The organism is Paenibacillus sp. SEL3, assembly GCF_054602585.1.
Map to the genome: position 1 here is coordinate 12,526 of NZ_CM137725.1, position 22,804 is coordinate 35,329.

Annotated in this window: 18 protein-coding genes and 2 pseudogenes; 4 read left to right on the forward strand and 16 right to left on the reverse strand. The window is 44.9% G+C overall.

Annotation, left to right across the window (positions count from 1 at the left end):
• Nucleotides 1–119 precede the first annotated feature (119 nt).
• From ACYCS5_RS00060 to ACYCS5_RS00115, 12 genes and pseudogenes are all read right to left on the reverse strand, one after another.
• A complete protein-coding gene (locus ACYCS5_RS00060; RefSeq protein WP_029518157.1) occupies nt 120–1,958 on the reverse strand; it encodes an ABC transporter ATP-binding protein in 1,839 nt (612 codons plus the stop codon).
• On the reverse strand, nt 1,955–3,730 hold the full coding sequence (locus ACYCS5_RS00065) for an ABC transporter ATP-binding protein (RefSeq protein ID WP_029518158.1): 1,776 nt from the start codon (nt 3,728–3,730) through the stop codon (nt 1,955–1,957). The genes ACYCS5_RS00060 and ACYCS5_RS00065 overlap by 4 nt, the downstream gene beginning before the upstream one ends.
• A gap of 263 nt (nt 3,731–3,993) precedes the next feature.
• Nucleotides 3,994–7,644 (reverse strand): dynamin family protein, encoded by a 3,651-nt coding sequence (locus ACYCS5_RS00070; protein WP_459760615.1) that lies wholly within the window; start codon nt 7,642–7,644, stop codon nt 3,994–3,996.
• 481 nt (nt 7,645–8,125) lie between these two features.
• Nucleotides 8,126–8,398 (reverse strand): hypothetical protein, encoded by a 273-nt coding sequence (locus tag ACYCS5_RS00075; RefSeq protein ID WP_013310628.1) that lies wholly within the window; start codon nt 8,396–8,398, stop codon nt 8,126–8,128.
• Nucleotides 8,399–8,456: 58 nt separating this feature from the next.
• On the reverse strand, nt 8,457–9,131 hold the full coding sequence (gene nth, locus ACYCS5_RS00080; protein ID WP_029514969.1) for an endonuclease III: 675 nt from the start codon (nt 9,129–9,131) through the stop codon (nt 8,457–8,459).
• A 213-nt stretch (nt 9,132–9,344) separates the two neighbouring features.
• On the reverse strand, nt 9,345–9,995 hold the full coding sequence (locus tag ACYCS5_RS00085) for a GerMN domain-containing protein (protein ID WP_029514971.1): 651 nt from the start codon (nt 9,993–9,995) through the stop codon (nt 9,345–9,347).
• A gap of 45 nt (nt 9,996–10,040) precedes the next feature.
• Complete coding sequence (locus ACYCS5_RS00090) at nt 10,041–11,540, reverse strand: N-acetylmuramoyl-L-alanine amidase family protein (protein WP_340932438.1); 1,500 nt, start codon at nt 11,538–11,540, stop codon at nt 10,041–10,043.
• A 296-nt stretch (nt 11,541–11,836) separates the two neighbouring features.
• A complete protein-coding gene (locus tag ACYCS5_RS00095) occupies nt 11,837–13,414 on the reverse strand; it encodes an N-acetylmuramoyl-L-alanine amidase family protein (protein ID WP_069010660.1) in 1,578 nt (525 codons plus the stop codon).
• 232 nt (nt 13,415–13,646) lie between these two features.
• The gene (gene leuD, locus ACYCS5_RS00100) at nt 13,647–14,249 is read right to left on the reverse strand and encodes a 3-isopropylmalate dehydratase small subunit (protein WP_165146838.1); all 603 of its coding nucleotides are present in this window, start codon (nt 14,247–14,249) and stop codon (nt 13,647–13,649) included.
• Between the two features lie 21 nt (nt 14,250–14,270).
• Entirely contained in the window at nt 14,271–15,695 is a 1,425-nt protein-coding gene (leuC, locus tag ACYCS5_RS00105; protein WP_029514977.1) for a 3-isopropylmalate dehydratase large subunit, read from the reverse strand.
• Between the two features lie 409 nt (nt 15,696–16,104).
• Nucleotides 16,105–16,221 carry a YjcZ family sporulation protein gene (locus tag ACYCS5_RS00110; protein ID WP_238794837.1) on the reverse strand — a complete coding sequence of 39 codons (117 nt, stop codon included), beginning with the start codon at nt 16,219–16,221 and terminating at the stop codon, nt 16,105–16,107.
• Nucleotides 16,222–16,316: 95 nt separating this feature from the next.
• A pseudogene (locus tag ACYCS5_RS00115) lies at nt 16,317–16,435 on the reverse strand (fibronectin type III domain-containing protein); the annotation flags it as partial.
• Between the two features lie 555 nt (nt 16,436–16,990).
• Here ACYCS5_RS00115 and ACYCS5_RS00120 point away from each other — a divergent pair.
• Nucleotides 16,991–17,290, forward strand: a pseudogene (locus ACYCS5_RS00120) (SPRY domain-containing protein); the annotation flags it as partial.
• A gap of 194 nt (nt 17,291–17,484) precedes the next feature.
• On the opposite strand, the gene ACYCS5_RS00125 reads toward ACYCS5_RS00120, so the two are convergent.
• From ACYCS5_RS00125 to ACYCS5_RS00135, 3 genes are all read right to left on the reverse strand, one after another.
• On the reverse strand, nt 17,485–17,904 hold the full coding sequence (locus tag ACYCS5_RS00125) for a hypothetical protein (RefSeq protein ID WP_459760616.1): 420 nt from the start codon (nt 17,902–17,904) through the stop codon (nt 17,485–17,487).
• Nucleotides 17,905–17,952: 48 nt separating this feature from the next.
• Nucleotides 17,953–18,183 (reverse strand): hypothetical protein, encoded by a 231-nt coding sequence (locus ACYCS5_RS00130; protein WP_459760617.1) that lies wholly within the window; start codon nt 18,181–18,183, stop codon nt 17,953–17,955.
• 180 nt (nt 18,184–18,363) lie between these two features.
• Entirely contained in the window at nt 18,364–19,779 is a 1,416-nt protein-coding gene (locus tag ACYCS5_RS00135; RefSeq protein WP_039271170.1) for a helix-turn-helix transcriptional regulator, read from the reverse strand.
• 283 nt (nt 19,780–20,062) lie between these two features.
• Here ACYCS5_RS00135 and ACYCS5_RS00140 point away from each other — a divergent pair, with 283 nt between their 5' ends.
• The 3 genes from ACYCS5_RS00140 (at nt 20,063) to ACYCS5_RS00150 (ending at nt 22,060) form a co-directional block, all read left to right on the forward strand.
• Nucleotides 20,063–20,404 carry a hypothetical protein gene (locus tag ACYCS5_RS00140; protein ID WP_459760618.1) on the forward strand — a complete coding sequence of 114 codons (342 nt, stop codon included), beginning with the start codon at nt 20,063–20,065 and terminating at the stop codon, nt 20,402–20,404.
• A 41-nt stretch (nt 20,405–20,445) separates the two neighbouring features.
• Nucleotides 20,446–20,877 carry a hypothetical protein gene (locus tag ACYCS5_RS00145; protein ID WP_459760619.1) on the forward strand — a complete coding sequence of 144 codons (432 nt, stop codon included), beginning with the start codon at nt 20,446–20,448 and terminating at the stop codon, nt 20,875–20,877.
• Nucleotides 20,878–21,031: 154 nt separating this feature from the next.
• The gene (locus tag ACYCS5_RS00150; RefSeq protein ID WP_459760620.1) at nt 21,032–22,060 is read left to right on the forward strand and encodes a hypothetical protein; all 1,029 of its coding nucleotides are present in this window, start codon (nt 21,032–21,034) and stop codon (nt 22,058–22,060) included.
• A gap of 102 nt (nt 22,061–22,162) precedes the next feature.
• On the opposite strand, the gene ACYCS5_RS00155 is transcribed toward ACYCS5_RS00150, so the two are convergent.
• On the reverse strand, nt 22,163–22,720 hold the full coding sequence (locus ACYCS5_RS00155; protein ID WP_209947412.1) for a phage holin, LLH family: 558 nt from the start codon (nt 22,718–22,720) through the stop codon (nt 22,163–22,165).
• Between the last annotated feature and the right edge of the window lie 84 nt (nt 22,721–22,804).

The following is a 22,804-nucleotide window of genomic DNA, read 5'->3' on the forward strand; positions in this document are numbered from 1 at the left end:
CCCCCTCTGACGAAAATTGCTCTGATCTCTTTTCATCTTTATTTTCAGGGTTTAGCTCCAAGAATGCAATAGTGCTCGGCATTTAAATTTACAAAAAACGCGATTTTTTGATCTTTTTTTTACAAAAATCTGAACTGTGCTTCCACCAGCCCCCGATATATTCCATGTTTTTTCATCAATTGTTCATGATTACCACTTTCTTGGATTTCCCCATGATCCAGTACAACGATATGATCAGCATTTCGAATGGTAGACAAACGGTGAGCGACCATAAAAGAAGTTCTGCCTTCCAGTAAAACCTGAAGAGCCTCCTGAATTTTCAACTCCGTTTCTGTATCAATACTGGCTGTGGCCTCATCCAGAATAAGAATTCGCGGATTAGCCAGCAAGGCACGAGCAAAGGATAAGAGCTGTCGCTGGCCCATGGACAGCATTCCCCCCCGCTCCTCTACTTCTGTTTCATAGCCAGCTGGCAAGTGAACAATGAATTCATGAGCATTGACCGCCTTCGCAGCCGCTTCAATTTCCTCATCCGTTGCATCCAAACGGCCAAATCGGATATTATCGCGTATCGTCCCCGAAAAAATAAATGTATCCTGAAGCACGATGCTAATCTGGCTTCGCAAGCTCTCCACCGTGACATCACGCACATCTTGACCGTCAATCGTAAGCCTCCCTGACGTAATGTCATAAAAACGGCTGAGCAGATTAATAATTGTACTTTTACCTGAGCCGGTGTGACCCACAAGCGCTATAGATTGACCCGCTTCGACGGAAAGACTAATTCCTTTAAGCGCCTGACGTCCCTTCTCATATTCAAAAATGACCTTTTCAAATTGGATGTCACCCCGAATGGGTGGCAAGGCTTTTGCTCCCGGTTTGTTTGCAATATTCGGCTGTTCATCCATAAACTCAAAAATTCGTTCTGACGAAGCCATCGCAACCAGTAACTGATTATACATTTGGCCCAGCCGATTAATCGGCTCCCAAAAGTTCCCAACATAGTTGGCAAACGCAACCAGCAGCCCCACTGTAAGCTGATCTGTCTGAATTAAATGCGCTCCAAACCAGAATAGCACAAGCGTACCAAATCCTCCGGTAATATCAATAAGTGGGCCAAAAACCTGATTCATGGCAGAAGCCTTATCCCACGATTTTTTGCTAGAGCTGTTCATGTCGTCGAAATAAGCCATGTTTTCCTGCTCCTGCGTATACGCTTGTGTCACACGAATCCCCTGAATAGACTCATTCAAATGAGAGTTGATACGCGAGTTCTTCATACGCACTTCTTGCCAAGCGCGACGGATGCGAACGCGCAGCTTGGTCGAGATCAAAAACATGATCGGAACGGTCACAATTACTGCCAAACCGAGCTTCCAGTTAATAAGCAGCAAAATGACAATAATTCCGATAAGCTGTACGCAGTCAATCAGGACATTCACTGCACCGTTCGTAAAAAGATCCTGTAGCGAGTTAATGTCATTCGTCACGCGCACTAATACAGAACCTGCCGGTCTCTTATCAAAAAAGTTAAAGGATAGCTTTTGAATATGCTTGAACAAATCTTCACGCAAATCGTAAATAACCCGTTGACCGATAATATTGGTGAATTTAATGCGGTACGTGCTGGCTGCCCATTGAATTAAATATAACAAGAGCACGGCACCCGTGATGAGCAGCAGTAACTTTACGCTGGGTAATGCAGGCCATGCGGGAGCAATTGCCTTATCAATGGCCAGACTGATCAAATAAGGAACCGTCAGTTTGGTAATGGTACCAAGAATCATCATGACCAGAAGGATCGGCAGAATCTGACGGGCATAGGGCTTCATGTATGCCAGCAAACGTTTGAATTCTGACCAGTTAAACGGTTTGTCAATGACATCATCATCTTGATAGACAAAGCGCTCATTCGTCGGTTTTTTTAACGGTTTGGCTTTTTCTGCGGGTATATTCATGGTCTCACCTGCCCTTCGGATACACCGTCTGGAGCCTGAGCTATGTAATCGGCGTATTGAATATGATACACATCCTGATATGGACCTGGAGTAGCAATAAGCTGTTCATGTGTTCCACGCTGGACGATTCGTCCTTCCTCAAGCACCACAATTTCATTGGCATGGCGAAGCGAAGAGATTCGATGAGCGATTATAAATGTTGTTCGACCACGCATAACCTCTTGAAAACCGGTCTGTATTTCATGCTCTGTTTCCATATCGACCGCACTGGTAGCATCATCCAGTACCAGAATTTTCGGATTTTTGAGTAGTGCGCGCGCGATGGCGATCCGTTGTTTCTGCCCTCCGGACAGTCCCAATCCACGTTCTCCAACGACAGTGTCATATCCCAGCGGTAGTTCAGTTATGAATTCATGCGCCTGAGCCAGTTTGGAAACGCGTATGATGTCATCCATACTGACATGGCTTAAACCATATGAAATATTATTACGTATAGAGGACGAAAACAAAAACGTCTCCTGAAACACAGAAGAAATTTGAGCACGCAAATCACGAATCTTCAAGTGACGTATATCCTTGCCATCCAACTTGATACTTCCTGCATTCACATTATAAGCACGCATGAGTAATTGAATAATGGTAGACTTCCCTGACCCCGTTCCTCCTAAAATTCCAATGACTGATCCCGGCGGTGCGTCTAAATTGATGTCAACAACAGCAGGAAGCTTATTTCCGTAAGCAAAGGTAACATGTTCAAACGTAACATGTCCTTCCACCTGATCGGCATCGAGTGTAAGTGCTCCGGCTTCATCGGTTACATCTATGGACTGATTTAGCAGTTCCAGGACCCTTTCACCGGATGCTTTGGACTGCGTATAGTTATTGATATGAAAGCCAATGCTCCAGATGGGGCCGATAATATACCAAATTAAGCTAAAGAAAGCGACGAGCTGCCCCAAGGTCATTGACTTCTGAATGACCAGATACCCGCCCATGCCCAACAGAAGGACCACACTGACAGAAGCAATTAGTTCCATAGCAGGGAAGAACCGACTCCATAAGGAAGCAGCTTGAATTTGATTACTTTTGTATTGCTCATTACGTACTGAAAATTTCTCAACTTCATATGATTCGCGGGCAAAAGATTTGACGGTTCGCACACCTGTTATGTTTTCTTGGACTGCTGTCGTCAAGGCGCTAAGGGCAATCCGCATTTCCTGAAAGGTGGGATGAATCCGGGATTCAAACTTGAATGTGACGAAGAGTAGCAATGGCATGCTGATCATCGTAATGAGGGTGAGCTGCCAGTTAATATACAGCATCATCATAGAGCCGAATACGACCATCAATAGCACATTGAGGAGTTGGGCAAAACCAAATCCGATAAAGTTACGAATTGCCTCCAAATCACCAGTCAGTCGAGACATAAGATCTCCCGTTTTGGCCGTGTCATAATATCTAAAAGACAGAAATTGCAGCTTTTCGTAACAAGCATTGCGGAGGCGGTATGCCAGGTAGTTACCTAGCCGTCCACCAAAAAAACCATGTAAAAATTGCATGAACCCTTTGATGATAACTACTCCCAGCACAGTCAAAGCCAGCGCCGGGACTTTCCCGAAGTCACCAGGGATGATAGCGTTATCAATTAGCCTTTGGAGCAGGTTCGGATACACCAGTCCCAAGGCCGTCGCTATCGCAAGGCATAGAATAGAAAGAAACAGATAGTGTCTCCTCTCGCGAAAAAAAACTTGCAGTTGCCTGAGCACTTCCATGTCAATGTCCCTCCATTAGTTGCACGACGTTGTTATATGGCTTAGTGAAGTTTACCATTCGCATTCCAAGGCGGCAAAGAGGATAACGAGCCGTATTCAGGCAGGTTATCAATTGGTGGGTGATTAAACAAATTAAATCGCTTTCTTATTATTGAATGTGGCTATTTACTCAGTATTGCTTACTTTTTGGAGTATGCATAAAACACCGGGTTGTCCCACAACCCGGTGTCCTGATCTTTAATCATTGGTGAACATATTTATCTTTACTCCAAAGCCGTAATCTTGCCAGCAAGCTCTTCCCAAACCTGTGGCTGCTCACCGCCCATAAGGGCATGCTCCATGCCACGAGTCGTCTCCAGCATTTGCTCTCGAAGCTGAGCTTTCTGCCACAATTGTTCCTCCTGCATCAGCGTAACGTAAAAAGAAGACATTCGTTCACGTTGCTGATCCACAGCTTCCCCGATTCGCTCGCGTAATATCGGCTCCAGTTTGGTTTGTAGATTCGCTCGACCAGTTCCTTCAAAAAATAGCTTTGGATTTTTAAAGCTATTCCAATAATCCTTCCAATGAATGGACTCCTGCAGGGAAATTTCATTCAGCTCGGGAACAGCCCAGTTTCTGGATTCAGGAATTGTGCAATCTAGTCCTGGCAACTGATGGTTCATGTGTTCTACGCACTGTTGTATAGCCTTGTGCACCAAAGTTTGTCCCGTTTTTTCCAGCCGGAGTGTGGTTGCCAGTAATTCCTGGGACAGCTCCAGTTCGATTAAACGCATCAGCTCACGACCACAGGATGCAAAAGCCGAACGAAGATCACTTACTCCTTCACGCAGAATAGATGGATGAAACGCCTCTGCCATAAATTCTCCAGTCCGATAGGACAGTCTTTGACGTACATGATACAGCAGTTCATCGGTCTCGCCCGATAACACAGATGCACTGTTGCTGTCAGTCAGGCCTAGGAGCGTATGCTCCAATTCCCCACGGATGCGGGTTAATCGCTCTAATCGGATCTCCCGTTCTTCCACGCTATACCGGGCATCGGCTGCATGTTGCTCTATGCGGTTCCGCAGCCGGGCCAGTTCCTGCATAGCAGAAGCGATGGACAAACCTGCCAGCTCTTCGGCTGCAAATGCCGAGAAATCATCTTCAAATGCATCAAAACGTGAAGCTGAACGCAGCGAAGCCTCTCCCTGTTCGGCAGCTTCCAACGCCAGCATACTGGAAAGCGGATAAATACGTGGTTTTCGGATTCCATTCGCCTGTAGTTGTTCCTGTACATGCCGGGTAACAGAATGCAGTTCTTCTTCAGAAGAAGCCAGATCTGATGCATTCACAATAAAAAACGTCTGATCCAGTGCCAAGGTCTCTTTGACTCGACCTAGTTGACTCAGGAACTGCCGGTCGCCTTGCGTAAACGCATGGTTATAATAGGTGACAAATACAAGAGCATCCGCATGCTTCATATAGTTGAAGGTCACGCCTGTGTGCCGTGCATTCACAGAATCCGCTCCTGGCGTATCCACTAGCACGATGCCCTGACGGGTCAGAGCGCAATCATAATAAAGGTCAATATGCTCCACAAAGCATGATTTGTGCTCAGACGCAACAAAATCTCGATACTGCTCTAAATTCACCTGAAGCTGTTGTCCCAGCAAGCTTTCAGCTTCTTCCCATCCGGCTGCGGCAGCCTTTAAAAAACTATAATGAGGCCTGCCCGCAGGATGGATGCCTTCCGGAGATAAAGCATGAACGGCTTCTTGCCAGCCCGCTGCCCCTGGCTCTCCCAATCCTAATAACTGAAATGAGTATTTAAGATCTTCCCGCAACGCGTCCACTGATTTCATATGGACGTCAGCCGTGGCATGGCGCTCAGCACTTGCAGGCGCCATTATGCGGTTAATCGCCGCTGTCGTCGGATGCGGCGATACGGGCAACACAGCTTCACCCAACAAAGCGTTGGCGAAGCTGGATTTCCCAGCGCTGAACGCTCCGAACAGCGCCAGCGTAAACTGCCCGCCCTCCAGCGCAGCGGCGCGGGCATGTAAATCCCGTACCGCCGCTTGCATAGCAGGGTACGGACTTACGAGGGCAGCGGCAGCCTTCAATTGGGCCGCTGCTGCATCCAACCGCGTGCGGCGGCCTCCAGCGGCAGGCTGTGCTGCCGCCGTCCCTGCTAGCGGCTGTGTCGATGCGTTGCGCGGGCCAGCGATGCCAGGGCGCGCAACGCCCGTTGGCGCCGCAGCAGCGGCGGTATCGGACGCCGATGCAGGCGCGTCCGCACAGGGCAACCCGCTTGGCGCGGGAGCCTGCGGCAGCAAGCTGCGCAACAGGTTGGCGTACGAAGCCGAGGCCTGCACGCGGGTGCTGTAGCAGCCCGCCGCCTCTGCCTGCGCCAACAGCGCCGTGCGCTTCTCTGCGAGAGCCGCGCGGCGGGCTTCGGCTCGCACTGCTAGCTGGGCCAGCAGGCGGTCTAGCAGCGTCAGCGCCTTGCGGCGGCAATCGGCGGTCACAGCAGCGCGTAGGTCCTTGCAATAGTTTAACGTATACTCTGGCGACAACGCATTTTCCTTCACCGTCTGCTCTACCAGTTGCCGGTCTATCACAGGACGGATGCCATCCAGCTCCTGCTCCATCGCAGAGGTCCACAACCCCTGACCGTCACCCCAAGACCGCAGAAGCTCCCGTACATGAGGAAGCAATTGTCCCTCCACCTGATCAGTCAGCATTCCTGTCAGCCGTTCCAAACGGCTTTCCTTTTCTCGCTCAGTCTTTCCTCCTGCAAACCATAGTCCTGTTTTGAAGCCCGGCTTGCGGCTCTCTAAGTATTCGCCTGCGGCTTCACGTAGCTCCGCTGGCGTCAAATGTGCGTGTTCCAGTAGATGATCCAGCTCTTGACGCAGCCGTTTACGCTCCTGCTCCGGGAGCATCTTCCAGTGTTCGTCTTCTTGCTGCAAGGTTTTCTGCTCTATATCCAGCCGCAAAATGGCTTCTTCCCCACCCGCTTCTTTTAGCAGTGTGTTCAGTTCCTCTTCTTCAGCTGACTGCACAGTCTCTACATGTTGCTCTACCAAATGATGCATAGAGGACACTAAACTGTATGCCAAAAGCTCTGTTTTTCGCTCCAGCAATTTCGGAATCAGGTGCGTCAACTGTTTCCACTGGTTCCATGGATGATTCTGCTCCTTCAAGGAAGTAAAAAGGATGTCCGTATAATGAACTTGCCAGGCGTGAAAGCTAGTCTCCACCTCATTACGATAACGTGTAAATGAAAGCTCCCGCTCCCGGTGTTTATCGATTTGATTGATGATCAAATATAACGGCTTGCCCCAATCCGATAAACTTTTGGCAAAAGACAAATTATTTTCAGATTGGACATGGTTGTAATCCATTACATAAAAAACAATATCTGCCCAATGTAAAGCAGAATGTGTCGCCAGCGCATGTCCGTGGTCTGTGGAATCGACGCCGGGTGTATCCAGCAGCACTCCTCCGTTAGATAATATGGGAACATCCTCCCACACTTGAACCGATTCATAGGCTCCACCATTTTTACAATACTCAGCAAGCTCGGACAGGGAGGCTTCCATGCTTTCCGGCTCTGGATTTTCCGCTGTTTGGGCTGGATGAATGAGTGCTCTCGGACGTCCATAACGGATGGACACTACATTAGCGCTCGTAGGCACCGGTCCAGATGGCAGGACGGTTTTACCACACAGGCTGTTAATCAGGCTCGATTTACCCGCTGAAAAATGTCCACAAAAGGCAATGGTCAGCTCCTGCGCATATGCTTTTTCCAGCAGATCCCCTACCGCCTTCGCTCCCGCTTCATCCCCGGCTTTACGCAGTGTATTCTGTATCTGTTCTATCGTATCCAACCACTTTCCCGCATCCCCTGTAATCGTTTGCATCATAAGCTACGGTTCCACTCCTTATCACTTGTCTGCACCAAATAGCTATATTGTAGCATTCCTAAGCAATTGTGAGAATCATCACATCAAAAAAACTAAACAGCGCTCCCCGCCAGTACCTGGCTTTAGGGAACGCTGTTTTCGTACATGATAACAAAAAGTTCATTTTATTCTGTCCAAAACGGATCATTAGGAATAAGTATTTAGGCAACCGAATGCATTTATCAAAGCCCTCAAGGGACAACGACGAAGCAAGATATGTAAACAACGGGTGAGCCTGCTCATCACGTACATTCACCTTTTGGAACATTCGGAACGAGACACCATAATTCAGGGTACAAAATGTATGCACACCTCATTGGAAGAGGCTCTATCCACATCAGGATGGTCTGCAAGGTTCGTGTATATATGCGTCTTCGGGCTGGTTAAACCAGCCGAGCCGCCTATACCGGAACATGCAACGCATGTCGTCCGCTAATTGAACTTAATTGGCTGCAGTCTCAAGCACTGGCAGCAAAATTTCAAATACTTGACCATGCTGTAAAATCGTAATCCCACGGGATTTATCCTTCATTACGACCACTTCTGGCTTTTGTGACATACGCTCCAGATAATGCTCAGGTACATCACCGGAATGACTAACCGTGATTCCCTCAAGCTCGCGCTCTTCGTTTTCAGCAAATTCTGTTGTTACAATTTGCTCAAAAATATCAGAGAATGCCTCAAAATTGTCTGTATATACCGAAATGCACTTCATACTCTTCATCCTTTTCTACACATAAATGGTTAAACCCTCTTGTTACCTTTGTGGGTCTTTAAGCTCTACGTTCCTTATCTTTTCTGATAAGAGACGTTTTCATACGTTTCTTGCCTTCCCTGCATACATCAAGCAACGGACACACCTGACATTGAGGGTTTTGAGCTTTACAATGGTAGCGCCCGAAAAAAATGAGCCTGTGGTGGGTCAAAGACCATTCATCCCTAGGAACCCTCTTCATCAGCTTTTTTTCCACCTCAAGCACTGAATCATCCCACCCTGCAAAGCCGAGTCGTTTGGAAACGCGCTCTACATGCGTATCTACCGCAATAGCTGGTACATTAAAAGCAGTAGATACAACGACATTAGCCGTCTTGCGGCCAACACCGGGTAGCTTAACCAGTTGATCGTGCTCCGAAGGTATCTCTCCCCCGTACTGGTCTATTAAAATACGACAGAGGTTATGAATATGCTTGGCCTTGTTTCGGTACAAGCCGATTCTGCGAATATCCTGCTCCAGTTCCTCAAGAGGAACAGCTAGGTAATCCTCAGGTGACTTGTATTTTTGAAACAGGTCTGCCGTTACTTTATTGACCATCTGATCGGAGCATTGAGCAGACAATAACACGGCGATCGTTAATTCAAAAGCATTGTCATGGTTCAACTCACAATGGGCATCCGGAAACATCGTACCGATGGTATCCAATATATGACGTGCGGTTGCTGCATTCACGGAAATCCTACCTCCTACCAAAAAAAACGTCTTGATACGGGATAGCCCGCATCAAGACGGTCACTCTAAATAATCATCCGGAAAGAAACGAATACTATTTGTGCATGACTGCCTGCATAGGCGAGAAATACACTCCTATATTATCATTATCTGTCACAGATTGCACGTGAAAAGTGTGCAAATTCCCAAGAAATTTTCATACCGCCTGATCGGTTAGCGACTCATGGGATGATCCAAATCTACATGCCCCATTAAGGACTCTAGAGATTGACCATCTACGAGCAAATCCAGCGTTTTGACTTCCTTGAATTGGAACATCGTTTTCTTCAAGGCATCGATAGCCAATTCCTCGCCGCCAGCTCCCAATCGAGCCTCGTCCGGCAGGGAAATATCAAAAGTCAATGCACCGTTATCCAATTTGATCTTATGCACGGAAATTTTCTCGGACCACAACGGGATTAGAGCAGAATCCCCACTCTTTTGCAGAGCTTCAAACGCTTTTTGCAACTTTTCCAGCTCGCTTGGATAGGTAATTTCCTTTTTCTGTTCTTTCAAGCCGTTCTCTTGAGTATCCGTATAGTACACCGTAATCTGTTGTGTTTGTCGATCTCCTGAATTTTCCGTGTCCGTCTTGGTCTTTGTAGGCTCTGTTGACGGAGATGCAGGTGTTTGACTCGCCCCATTATTTTCAGCAGACTGAGCCGATGGATCAGGGGTCGTCTGTTCGGGTGTGCTATTTTGTGCATTAGAAGTTTGTGTTTCCTGAGATGGAGTCGCAGGAGCTGTTGTTTGCTTAGAGGCACACCCTGCACCTGCAATGGCAAACAGTGCCAGCAGACCTGCAATTACGATTTTCTTGTTCATATGTCCCCCTCCTTGCTTGACGTTGACAAGCGATTTGTTGAAGATTTATTTTACGTCGAGATACTCTGTGATTCCATCTGCAATCCCTTGAGCTACCCGGTTTTGAAAATCTTCATCAAACAGTGTGGCTTCCTCTTTTGCATTACTCAGATATCCTACTTCAAGCAATACGGCTGGCATAGTCGTTTCCCGAATTACATGGAAATTGCCATAACGAATGCCGCGGTCTGTCAGGCCCGTCGCGGGAGCAAAGTACTTGTGCATAACGTTGGCGAACGCTTTGCTTGCACTACGCTGGTAATACGTCTCTGTACCGTTGGAAGCTGAGCTACCGCTGCTGTTAGCATGAATGGACACGAACACGTTAGCATTAAGGTTTTCAGCTACTTTTACGCGCTGTTTAAGCTCCAAGAATGTATCATCACTGCGTGTCAGCACAACCTCAAGTTTGGGGTTCTGCTTTAATATGCTTTCTACTTTCAGAGCCATCGCTAAGTTGAAGGTCTTTTCATAGTTTTTTCTCGAAACACCAACTGCTCCAGAATCTTTTGCTCCATGACCAGCATCAATAACAACGACCTTTTTACCATTGCTGTTCGTTGGTGATGTCTGTGTATCATCCGGCTGTGAGCCATCTGGTAACGTTGCGTCTGGCGTGGTATTCACTGAATCTTTGGAAGCCAGATCGACGATAACACGATTCGAGCCATCATTATATGCGGTATAATTCATGGCATGTTTCAAATCAATAACAACGCGCACCGTTGAAGGTTCCTTTTGGAATAAAGCATAACGGATACCGGACACATCCGCTTCATTCTCAATGTCCAGCGAACCATTTAAGCTGCTATCCAGCTTTTGCTGGTCTCCGAAATTGTCAGCAAACGCAGTCGCTGGCAAATCCACCACTACCCGATCAGGGCCTGTCATCGTAAACGCTTTCGGCTTGACGGCACTGGCTGTTGTGATAGTTAAACGGTTTTGGCTGAAACTGATTCCCTGCACCTGTGTAACACCTGAGTTTGCATTATTCGTTGGTGCAGTTACACTTCCAGTACCTGTACTGTTATTTCCGGACTTGGGAGGTGTAAATTCCCCGTTTCCAGACCCGCTACTGCGGGTATATAATTTTACGGACTTGGAGCTGCTGTCCCATTTTACGTCCAGTCCCATTTGCTCGCCGATAAAACGAAGCGGTACAAGGGCATAATTGGAACGCAGCAGAGGCGAAGCATCCAGACTAATGTCGCTTCCATTGACAGTCGCCGTCTTACTTCCGATTATCATTCGGATCAAGGTACTGTCCTTCTCAATCGTTATGGTTCGCGCCTGCTGCTTCCATGTCACGTCATATCCCAAATTTTCAGAAATTACGCGTAGCGGGACCATTGTACTTCCGCCAATTACTTGTGCCTTAGCACCACTAGGGACACTTAACTGTTGATCGTCGAGATAGATTTGTGTTCCACTCGAAGCCGCATGTCCATAACCCGGAACCGCCCACATGAAGACAAATAATAACAACAAAAAACCAAATTTCTTCATTCGTCACCCTTCCATTCATAATTTTTTTGCCACATGCTCCGGTGCGGCGACCTGATATACGCGCTTATGTAATATCAGACAACCTTTTAGACGTTATCTCACACCAAAAGTTGCGAATATATTCCATCATAACAGAAATATACGTGCCAAAGAACTATTTTTGTCGAATTTTGACTAAAAAAATGGATCATTCGTTTTCCGTCAAAAGTCACAGCCGAAAAAACTAAAAAAGCTACTTTTCACCCCCATGAATTTTCATTAATAAGGTGGAAAGTAGCTTTTATTGTAAACCTCACTTAGTTAAGTGGTTCCGTTGCTCCTGTGCCTGCTGTTCCGAGATACTCCTTCAACCCATCGACAATACCTTCAGCGATCTTCTCTTGTGTTTCTTCTGTGAACATGGCTGCTTCATTAGATATATTACTAAGGTAGCCACACTCCAGCAATACTGCAGGCATTTGTGATTTTCTCGTCACCACATGGTTTGCCACTTTAATGCCGTTATCCTTGAACTCGGTTGCTGCTACAAGATGCTTGTGCATGATCGTGGCCAGGCTCAAACTTTCCTGACGTGCATAATAGGTTTCTGACCCATTAGCTTTTCCGTTATTAGAAGCTGGCATACTGTTACCATGAATGGAAACAAACACGCTAGCCTGCTGATTATTAGCGAGCTGTGGTCGTTCATCCAGCGTGGGATACGTATCTCCATTACGAGTCAATATGATTTGAATATCGGGATCATTTTGCAGAAGCTGCTCGACCTTTAACGCTACCGCCAATGCAAATTCCTTTTCATGTCGCCCAGTCACACTACCTGCCCCAGGGTCCTTGCCACCATGTCCGGGATCAATTACGACGATTCGCCGTCCTTCGACATTCGTTGGTGTTACCACTGCTGAATTCACACTACGCTCACGCAATTGAAGGGTGATATCACCTAGGCCATTGGTTGAAAGATCGTAATCACGTGTCTGATTTAAAGCAATGACAATGCGTACGCCCCCATCTCGTCCATCTGCGGGAGCAAATCTAATTTCCTGCACATCCTCACTGTCACTATTCGTCAACGCCCGCGTGCCATCGGTGCGAATCGGGAACGGCTGAAGAAAATCAGTCGCCAGTGAAGCCCCGGGTAAATCTACAACAATACGATCATTCCCCGTCATTTTGGATACTTTAGGGGTAACATCTTTATTCAGAGAAATCTTTAACGTTTCACCCTCAAAAGTAATATTTTTTACAACCAACGCATTTGCTGCGGTCTGTTCTGTATTTTGCTGCTTGGTTGGTGAAGATGCAGCTTCAGTATGCTTATCTGCTTCAACTGGGTTTATTGTCGTCGCTGTTGCTGAAGACGTTTTATTGGTGCTTGTTGTACTCCGTGTTGACGTTTGCGACGATGGTTGGGATTGTGACTGTTTATTTGCTTGTTGAGTTGCAGCCTTTTGACTGAGATTTACGGATTTACTTTTATTATTCCAATCTACTTTTAGTCCCATTTGCTCCCCAACAAAACGTAATGGAACCATGGTTGAGCTGCCCCGAAGCACAGGAGGTGCATCCAGACTAACTGTTTTTCCATTCACATCAGCCGATGTACGGCCTACATACATAGACATATCGGTACTATTTTTTTGAATTGAGATTTTATAGGATTGTGGTTCCCACTTGAATTGATATCCAAGCTGCTCCCCAACCACCCTTAGCGGTACCATGATTTTTCCATTGACCATTTCAGGCTTGGCATCTGCAGGCGCTTCCACCCTTTTGCCATCTAAAAACAAATCTGCTCCAGCCGCGTTCACATGAGGGGAGGACGGCCACAACCAAATCAAGATAGCCGCTAGTATCACCCAACCATATTTCTTCATCCTCATTCCCCTAACTTATATATGTATTTTTTGGTGTTTCTCACAGACACAGTCCTTCGACCATTTTACATTTACAATACCATGCTGAGTCGAACCGTCAACCCCTTATTTTCCAATTTATTTTTTGAGCATGATAAAAGCCCGCAGGCAAAAGGATTGCCAATACGGGCTTTCTGTCTAACAAATGAGCAAGCTATATGGCTTCGTATTGAACCTAAACTGGGAATTATGATTATGCGCCTTGTTTCGCAGCGCGTCTTTGTTCATACGCCAGAATTTCAGATTCATGCTGGAGTGTCAGTCCAATATCGTCCAAGCCTTGCAGCAGGAACTGACGGCGATGTTCATCCAGATCGAATTCAATTTTCAGACCATAGTCGTCTGTGATTGTTTTTTCATTCAGGTCTACGTTCAGTTGGTAGTTATCATGCTGCGCCGTACGCTGGAACAATTCCTCTACTTGCTCTTCAGACAGCTTGATCGGCAATATACCGTTTTTAAAACAGTTATTATAGAAGATATCTGCATAAGACGGAGCAATTACGCAACGAAACCCATAGTCCATAATCGCCCACGGTGCATGCTCACGTGAGGAGCCACAGCCAAAGTTAGCGCGAGAGATCAGCACAGACGCCCCTGCATAACGAGGCTTGTTCGGTTCAAATTCAGGATTGATATTGCCTTCTTCATCAAACCGCCACTCGTAGAACAGAAACTGTCCAAAGCCCGTACGCTCAATTCGTTTCAAAAACTGCTTAGGAATAATAGCGTCTGTGTCCACGTTCACCCGATCCACAGGTGCTACAATTCCTTTTAATGTTGTGAAAGCTTCCATCGTAATTCCTCCCCCTGTATCCTAGCGGACTACTTCTTCCTGCTTGAATTTCCAATCCCGTACATCAACAAAATGCCCATGAATCGCCGCAGCGGCTGCCATTGCTGGAGATACCAGATGAGTGCGTCCTCCGCGTCCCTGACGACCTTCAAAGTTACGATTAGAAGTCGAAGCACAACGCTGTCCCGGTTGCAGCACGTCTGGATTCATCGCAAGACACATACTGCATCCTGCTTCACGCCACTCAAATCCTGCTTCTTTAAAAATGATGTCCAGTCCTTCTTCTTCAGCCTGAATTTTCACACGTCCCGAACCTGGTACGACGATGGCCGTTACTTTGTCAGAAACCTTGTAGCCTTTGGCAACCTCAGCGGCTGCACGCAAATCTTCAATCCGCCCATTAGTGCACGAGCCGATAAACACATAATCAATCGCAATATCCGTGATCGGAGTACCTGGCTTCAAATCCATATATTCAAGCGCTTTCTCAGCCGCTTTACGTTCGTTTTCGGTTGGCAGTTCTGCCGGAATCGGTACGGTTGAGGAAATATCTGTACCCATACCCGGGCTCGTTCCCCAGGTTACTTGCGGAATCAAAGCATCTACGTCAAACTCCAGCACAACATCAAACTCAGCGCCTTCATCTGTGACAAGCTCTTTCCACTCAGCAACCGCTTGCTCGAAAGCGTCTCCTTGTGCTACATGTTGACGTCCACGCAAGTAGTTGAAGGTGGTTTCGTCCGGTGCAATCATTCCTGCCCTGGCTCCGCCTTCTATGGACATGTTACACACAGTCATGCGCTCTTCCATGCTCAATTCGCGAATAGATTCACCTGTATACTCAATAACATAGCCTGTAGCGAAATCTGTACCGTATTTGGCGATGACACCCAAAATCATGTCTTTTGCTGTCACACCAGGTTTGCGGGTACCTACAAAGCGAACTTCCATCGTTTTGGCTTTGGCTTGCTGGAGACATTGTGTTGCCATTACGTGCTCTACCTCACTGGTTCCGATACCAAAAGCGAGTGCTCCGAACGCCCCATGTGTGGAAGTATGGCTATCACCACAAACAATCGTTTTGCCCGGATGAGTCAGACCAAGTTCAGGCCCCATAACGTGAACGACACCCTGATCCACAGTATCCAAATCATACAGTGTGACACCGAAATCACGGCAATTTTGAGTTAATGTATCAATTTGCTGCTTGGAAATCGGGTCCGTAATATTGTAACGGTCCTTAGTCGGTACGTTATGATCCATCGTTGCAAACGTAAGCTCTGGACGACGTACCTGACGGCCGCTAAGACGTAATCCCTCAAACGCCTGTGGCGATGTTACCTCATGTACGAGGTGAAGATCGATGTACAAAATACTCGGCTTACCTGCTTCCTGATAGATGACATGGTTATCCCAAATTTTCTCGAACATAGTCTTTTTACTCATCATTATTCACCCCTGTGTTTTTCGAACCTAGTGGAGAGAAGCTGAGCGGCTCTCTCTTGAATGTCAACAATATACCACGGGATGTCTGATTGGTCTAAGATATGATATCTATAGAAGTGATAGGTTAAGGCTATAAGAATAGATGAGGTGAATATAGGCGGTTCCTTGCACTGATTTCTATCAGCTCTTAATAGTAAAAACAGTCCACTTATTTCAGCCGCTCCGGCGTGGATCAGGCGTAGTTAAGGGGTTATTCCCCTACCCACTCCGGAAAAGCGGCTGAAGGTCATTCTGTTGTTTTCAAAACGTTGTTGTTTCACCAACTTCTTTAAGGTCGGGGACGGGTCGAACGGCGAACCTTATACATTCCTCAGGAGCTAATGTGGCTACTGGTGGAGCTTAAGAATCTTTATAAATGAATTAATTTCAAGATGATTACCAGCAAAATGAACAGTGCCAAGACAGCAGCTATCGACGTCCAAACTCTTCCGGTGATTCCCGCGTAGTCTCTTTTCATTTCCCCCACACGTAACGCCTCCTTTATTTTAGGGTACTATACTCCATAGGCTATGCGAGGTCTTGATTAAAGGAAGGGCTTCTTAACAAAAAATGCTTAGTCAATCCAGTACCAGCCTGTCTGCTCTCAACCAAGCGATAAAGTCATTGACCTCTTTCATGCTTAAGTCAAATTCCTTGTCCAAACCGGTAGTCATGGTCAATACCATGATTGCGCGATTACCTGAGAGTTGCTCAGGGTCAGTTTGACCTCCTCCTTGTGGAGTGACAGAGGCTTCATTATTTTACTGTATATATTTGGAAGTATATTCCTCGAAATGTGTCTAAACATAAACCTGCCAATCTATAAATACAATCTAAATATTTGCATATTTATCTAACTGATGACTTACCCAAGATCGATCCTACTCCCCTGTTATTACTTGGAATTATATTAAATCTTCTCAATACTATATTATGAGGCGTGGCGAAGTATCCACGCTGGATTGCTTATGAATTTGAAAGTCCTGTAGTTGTCAACAAATATGTGTTGGCTCCACGTAGATCTAGTTTAACCGAATCGCCAAAAGATTGGATGTTCGAAGGGTCGGACGGTGTTTCACGGGTCATTCTCGATACACAAAAAATATTACTAACTGGAAAGAAAAAGAGAAAAAAGAATTTCATTTACCAATGAAACAAAATATAAAAAATACCGTTTGAACATTTCTAGTAATACTGGTAATTCTCTATTTTCACTTGGAGCCTTCGAGATGTACAATAATTTGCCGGTAACACCAACACCAGATCCGTCTACAACACCTGGTTCGTCCGATACAGATAAGGCCTCTCAAGCAACTGGTGACCGCGCTATTCTTACTGTAACCATGGGTAATGGGTTTGATAAAGAATTCGATCTGAGTAAAAAAGAATTGAATGCTTTCACCGCTTGGTATGACGCAAAGGATACTGGTAGAGGTCCTTCATTCTTTGCCATTGATAAGCACAATAACAACAAGGGACCATTCAGCAACCGTAAAGACTATGTAATATTCAATATAATCCTTACGTTTGAAGTAGATGAGTATTCAACTAAATAATAAACAAAAAAGGACTCCATACTGGTTACATACCAGCGGAGTCCTTTTTCACATTTACTCTAAAATCAAACTGATCAACGAAAAAAGCTCTCCCGACCAATTAAGGGAATTAATTCACTTGCTGGCTTGAACAAACACATAGTTAACCTTCCTCACCAAATGGCTAGAAGGACAAGTTGTATAGCTAGAATAACTTAGAGGTTTCCAGGCTGTGAATCAGCTACTCCCCATGTTTCCCCATTAACTTTATAGTCGCTGCCTCTCCACTGAAGTATGTAGTCTCCAGAACGCAAACCGTCGCTGAAACCTTGGTCAGTAGATTTCCAAGTCACTGTGTCGTAAGGAGCGATTACTAATCCTTCAATATATAGTTTGTTTGAACCGCTGTGAGTTAAACTTACCTTTACTGGATGATCAGAGTGATTCTTCATACGAAGTTTAACATGCCCCCATCCTTTAGGGACACTAAAGGATTCTTTTACCGTTGCGCTTCCGCCCGATCTTTGATTAATTATGGTGTTTTTGCTATTTATACTTGGTGAGGCTGAAGCAGCACCTACCGTAGTTGCTATAGCTAAAGATAAAATCGAGAACAGAAGTATCCTTTTCTTCATCCTTTTCCTCTCCTATTTTTTGTTATGGTCTACCTTTAAGGCTACCGACTACAATTTGGTAGGTTCTTTAAGATCTACTCTAAATTCAAACTGCTTACGAAAGAAATACGACTCGTTAATCTTAACTGCATCAGGCGAAAACTTTTCCACTGCTCCGCCGTAGTCAACGACCGTTATCAACTCATCGCTCAACAGCTGTACTACATATACTCTTACCTGGCCTAACGCATCTACAAAAAGTTCTATATCCGACTTTGACACTTTATATGTATGGTTCATGCTGATCACTTCAGAAATAGTCTTCGAGTAGATCGTGTGGTAATTCCTACACTGAAGAAAGCTCTGCCAACCATAAGGTTAGCAGAGCTTTTTCTTTAAAATCCTCCAATGGTAACGTTAGGCTGAATACTATGGTGGTGGTTAAAGGCTTGGTCCGGCATAGTAACAATAAACAAAAAGCTAGCCGCGATGACTAAAAGTACCATTTTTTTGAACATTGTTTTCCCACACCCTTTCAATAAAATTGAAATACTCAGCTTTAGTTTCAGGAACTGCATGGGCTTGAAAACGAACAAACAACCCCATACAGTTTATAAAGTAAGTTTCATTATTTATTATATGTGACTTTACCATTGCATTCATCAAATATTTAAAGCCATCAATGTACTTCCCTCGGTATAAATAATAAAAACCTAACTCGTAACCAAACCACGCGATATAATCCGGTATCACTTGTCGGGTATACATATCATCTGATGATGGTTGTTGTGAAAAAGTCGCAATTAGCGTTTCAAATCGTTTGAGTATATCGTCTACATCTATGCTAAACTGGTTTGCTGCGATTATAACATTCAGCAGTTTTGAAAGCTTTTCATTCTCGTTAGCGGCTGATGTTGTAGCAATATATTCAACATAATCGTTCAGCAGGCTTATTTCTCCTGACAACAGCTTATATACGTAAGTATTTCCTACCGCCCAGTGACTGAACAGGTTTACCCAGTGTTTTGTGTCCTCGTCATCCTCTTTAACCCAGTCTAAATCCGCATAGGCGTATGTATATTGTAGAGCTTGTTGATAATCGCCTTGAGCTTCACAAACACTAGCACACAACAGGTCAGCATAAGCAATGTATCCAAATAACGGCCCTCTTGTTCTCTTTTCATCATCTAGAAACTTTCGTTTTTCTTGGTGTTGTAAACTATACTGGATTTCCGCTTTAGCTCTCATTTGCCTTGCCATTTCGTCTACCTTGTCCCATTTACGTAATGACCTATATACGTTTGCCAAATCCTTCAATGCGTCAAGCTGGTCTATTTCATCCAAACGCTCGACATAAGGCTCAAACAGTATAGCTGCCTTCATATTCCGACTTTGATCATCTCCAATTTGAATCGTAAATATTCGATATTGACAGACTGCCAGACGTTCAGAATGTTGGTACTTCTCTGCTTCTGCTACGCTCTCATAGAGCAGCAGCGCCGCAGCATGGCGTCCTTGAGCGAATAGGGTTTCTGCAATGTCAAACAGTTTGGGCGAATAAAGTAGATTGTCCATGATGGCTCCTACCACTCGACGGATCGCATCCAACTTGTCCAACTCCGCACAACGATACAAAAATGGCTCGATTCGTCTCATATTCGGGGGCGTGTCGATGATGTAGTTTTCTATAAATAAGTCGTAAAAGTGGCCTTCCGGTAAACCCATCGCCTCAGTAATTAGATCAAGCTGGTTAACAGACATAGGCTTGTTTCCTGTCACAATGGCACTTAGCGCCCCCCTATTCATGCCTGCAACTTGCCCAAATTGCGATAGACTCAAACCTTCTTGTTTTAAATATCCGTCTAATTCTGCTCTAATCGTAGGTGTATGCTTCATGTCATATCCACCCTTCATACAGAAATTCCAAAACTTTTATATTATTGCATTCTATTGTTGTCCATAATTTAACAGTTGTCAATAACCTTTATTTCTTTTGCATTTTATTAAAGAACTTCGGCATAATCGGTGGCATGAAATGACGTAAAGAACACTCTCCGCAGCCTATACCCATCTTAAAAAATATTAAATATATTCATATATGCCATAAAAAGGTTTACAATATTAGTATATTCCTTTACGCTGGCTTTGTATTTACAAATATTTCAAGTAGGCGTTTTGTTTGAAAGTAAAATTTCTACCACAAGCTTTTCTAGCTGCAACGCTACTCATTTCTTTTGGGATCGCCTATCCAGCTACCTCCAATGCCGAAAAAGGAGATAAAATCCCTGACCGCATGTTAGCGGGTACCATCATTCAATACGATGAGAACAATAACATGGTTGTATTGGAAAAAGGAACTCCGGTACCTGAACAGCAAAAATCTAAAGCTGCTATTGCTCCACTGACTGCTGAACAACAGGCTGAGCTAGAAAAAGAAAAACAACAGGATAAGAGATCGATGAAGCAACCAAATCACTACCGGTATATCATATTGATAACCCTGACCCTCAGCCTGGTTTAAAAGTAATTTATGATGGCGAAGGTTTTATCAAAGATATTATCTTGCCTGATCAAAAAGAAAATGCGATTACTACTAATAATGTTTCACTTCAAGCATTACCACGCGGTACACGCAAATCACCTGGGACTTATACATATGGAGATCATGATAATGAAATTAAAATTAACGGAACATCTAGTGGCTATGTTCGAGGCACAGGGAGAGGAACAAACTTCACAGACACGTATGGGGAAAATTCCAATAGACTCCAAAGAGGTGACTGTGCAACAAAAGGAGCCATTGATAATCCCGACTTCGGGACAGAAATTCGGGTAAGGAATTATGATAATAATGCCGTAGCTAATTTTTATAAAGCTGATAACGGGAGTCTTTCAGATGCAGTCATTGATATTTGGAAAACGGGTGTAGAGGATCTAGGTTTAGAATGGCATTCGTACGTCTCATTTTCAGCAAGATATTCCTATGATTTTTAATATCTTTGCACCGAAAAAGGATAGGATCTCGCGTCCTATCCTTTCCCTTTTCGTTATCATATTCAGTTTGATTCATCACTTATTTCAGAAAGGATGTCTCGTTTTGAGAACACGCCACTACAAATCCTTTAAGTTCTTTATACTTTTCCTGCTCGTGCCAGCTTTATTGTCATCCTGCTCCCCCTCTACTGCCCCACCCGCAGAATCTGCTGTACCCATAAAAACCCAATCAGGGGAAAAGACAGCTCTAGCCGGTCAGGGCCAATATCTATCCATGACTTATACAGAATATGTAAATGGGAAAAATGCAGATCAAGGCATGGTTATGCGTGTAATGACGTACGACTTGAGTAGTAAGAAAGTGACCAAGCTGGCCGACGTCCCCTATACCTCCCAGTACCCGCTTTCTGTGGTGTCCTTGCCTGATCACAAAATTTATTACTCTGCCGGTGTTGGTGATAAGGGAGACCAATTATTTTCGTATGACTTGAATACCAAAAAAATCGAACAGCTTACCGATAATTTGTTTGCCATCAATCGTATCGTACCAACTACTCCAGATGGCCCACTCGTTCTGGTTGCGGTCAAAAAAGGAGAACGTATACTTAAAACTATTTTCTACAATAAAACAACGCACGCCATGAAATTTATGCATGATGAAAACCAAGATAATATCACTTGGTCTATAGCCTATAATTCAGAAAAAAATACAATTTACAATTCACAGTATTCGGAGAGGGAGCGAGATAAACAAGGTGACATCTCAGACCGAACACAGACCATTATGGTCCCCCCGGACAACAAGGTTACAGAAATCAATAACGTTACCAAGCAAGAGCGTTCTATCGTCACACTAAAAAAAGAGAAAATAACTTCAATGTCCAGCAGTAATGATAAGCTGCTCCTCATAACCACTCGTTTCATTAATCACGGCAATCCCGAGTATAGTCTGGTTGATATTGCAACAGGTAAACGTACCAAAATAAAGTTGCCCTTTTTATCCCGCCAATTTGTCTATATGTCCCCGGATGGCAAGGGGGTCTATTATTTGGGCAGCACTTCTCAGAAAAATCAGGCAGAAAGACGCGGCGTATATTATTATGATTTCACATCGAAAATTCAAACCCCCATTTTCATACAAGAAGAGGGTTTTATCAATAACTTCATACTGCTGAACAAGTAATCATTCTGTTGAACTATGCCAAAAAGCCGGAAAGAAGCAAGTTTACGCTATCTTTCCGGCTTTCCTTATCTGTTTAGTGTTTACTTTGTAACTATAGCCGTATTAGTCTTGCTCCGTAGCAGGCGCTTGTACTGATTCTGTTGGTTCTTGAATAGACTCAGTTGCTGTCTGAACCTGACCGGATGATACCTCTGCTGTAGCCTGAGCCAAAAAATCATTAAGCTTCGCGGCAAGACCCGATACAGCTTCCTTAGCTGCTGCCCGTGTTGCCTCCTCGTTTGGCTGTGCGTCAGTAGCGAGTGCCACTTTTGTTTTGGCCTTATACTCCAGATATGCCTTCTCAATCGCGGATTTTAACTCTACTTGGGATACTACGATACCTTGACTGGAAAGAGTAAGTGAAGCATACTGCAAAGCCTCCTGAAGCTTACGTTCTCCTCCAGCTTCTTTAAGTGCTGTTTGAGCAAAAGCAAAGCCCTCCCCAGCAATTTTATGGATTATTTCCCTCTGTGCCGCCGTAGTACGCGCTTCTAGCCACACGTTAACCTTAGTTTTGAGTTTTTTGTTCAGACCTCCTAAAACAAACGCTGTAAGCACACCCACAGCGGCTGTGGCGATGGTATTTACGTAAGGTTGCACAGTTTCGATAATTGATTGCATGATTACTTTTCCCCTTTCGTTTTCAACGATGCGATTTTATTTTTTGAATCCCAGGACACTACTGCCCGTAAGATTCTGCAATTG

What these genes read in the sequence shown, in the direction of transcription:
- ACYCS5_RS00060 (WP_029518157.1), bottom strand. Translation starts at nt 1,958, where the DNA reads ATGAATATACCCGCAGAAAAAGCCAAACCGTTAAAAAAACCGACGAAT.
- ACYCS5_RS00125 (WP_459760616.1), bottom strand. Translation starts at nt 17,904, where the DNA reads ATGAAGAAAAGGATACTTCTGTTCTCGATTTTATCTTTAGCTATAGCA.
- ACYCS5_RS00070 (WP_459760615.1), bottom strand. Translation starts at nt 7,644, where the DNA reads ATGATGCAAACGATTACAGGGGATGCGGGAAAGTGGTTGGATACGATA.
- ACYCS5_RS00075 (WP_013310628.1), bottom strand. Translation starts at nt 8,398, where the DNA reads ATGAAGTGCATTTCGGTATATACAGACAATTTTGAGGCATTCTCTGAT.
- leuD (WP_165146838.1), bottom strand. Translation starts at nt 14,249, where the DNA reads ATGGAAGCTTTCACAACATTAAAAGGAATTGTAGCACCTGTGGATCGG.
- ACYCS5_RS00130 (WP_459760617.1), bottom strand. Translation starts at nt 18,183, where the DNA reads ATGAACCATACATATAAAGTGTCAAAGTCGGATATAGAACTTTTTGTA.
- ACYCS5_RS00095 (WP_069010660.1), bottom strand. Translation starts at nt 13,414, where the DNA reads ATGAAGAAATATGGTTGGGTGATACTAGCGGCTATCTTGATTTGGTTG.
- ACYCS5_RS00155 (WP_209947412.1), bottom strand. Translation starts at nt 22,720, where the DNA reads ATGCAATCAATTATCGAAACTGTGCAACCTTACGTAAATACCATCGCC.
- ACYCS5_RS00090 (WP_340932438.1), bottom strand. Translation starts at nt 11,540, where the DNA reads ATGAAGAAATTTGGTTTTTTGTTGTTATTATTTGTCTTCATGTGGGCG.
- leuC (WP_029514977.1), bottom strand. Translation starts at nt 15,695, where the DNA reads ATGAGTAAAAAGACTATGTTCGAGAAAATTTGGGATAACCATGTCATC.
- ACYCS5_RS00065 (WP_029518158.1), bottom strand. Translation starts at nt 3,730, where the DNA reads ATGGAAGTGCTCAGGCAACTGCAAGTTTTTTTTCGCGAGAGGAGACAC.
- ACYCS5_RS00085 (WP_029514971.1), bottom strand. Translation starts at nt 9,995, where the DNA reads ATGAACAAGAAAATCGTAATTGCAGGTCTGCTGGCACTGTTTGCCATT.
- ACYCS5_RS00135 (WP_039271170.1), bottom strand. Translation starts at nt 19,779, where the DNA reads ATGAAGCATACACCTACGATTAGAGCAGAATTAGACGGATATTTAAAA.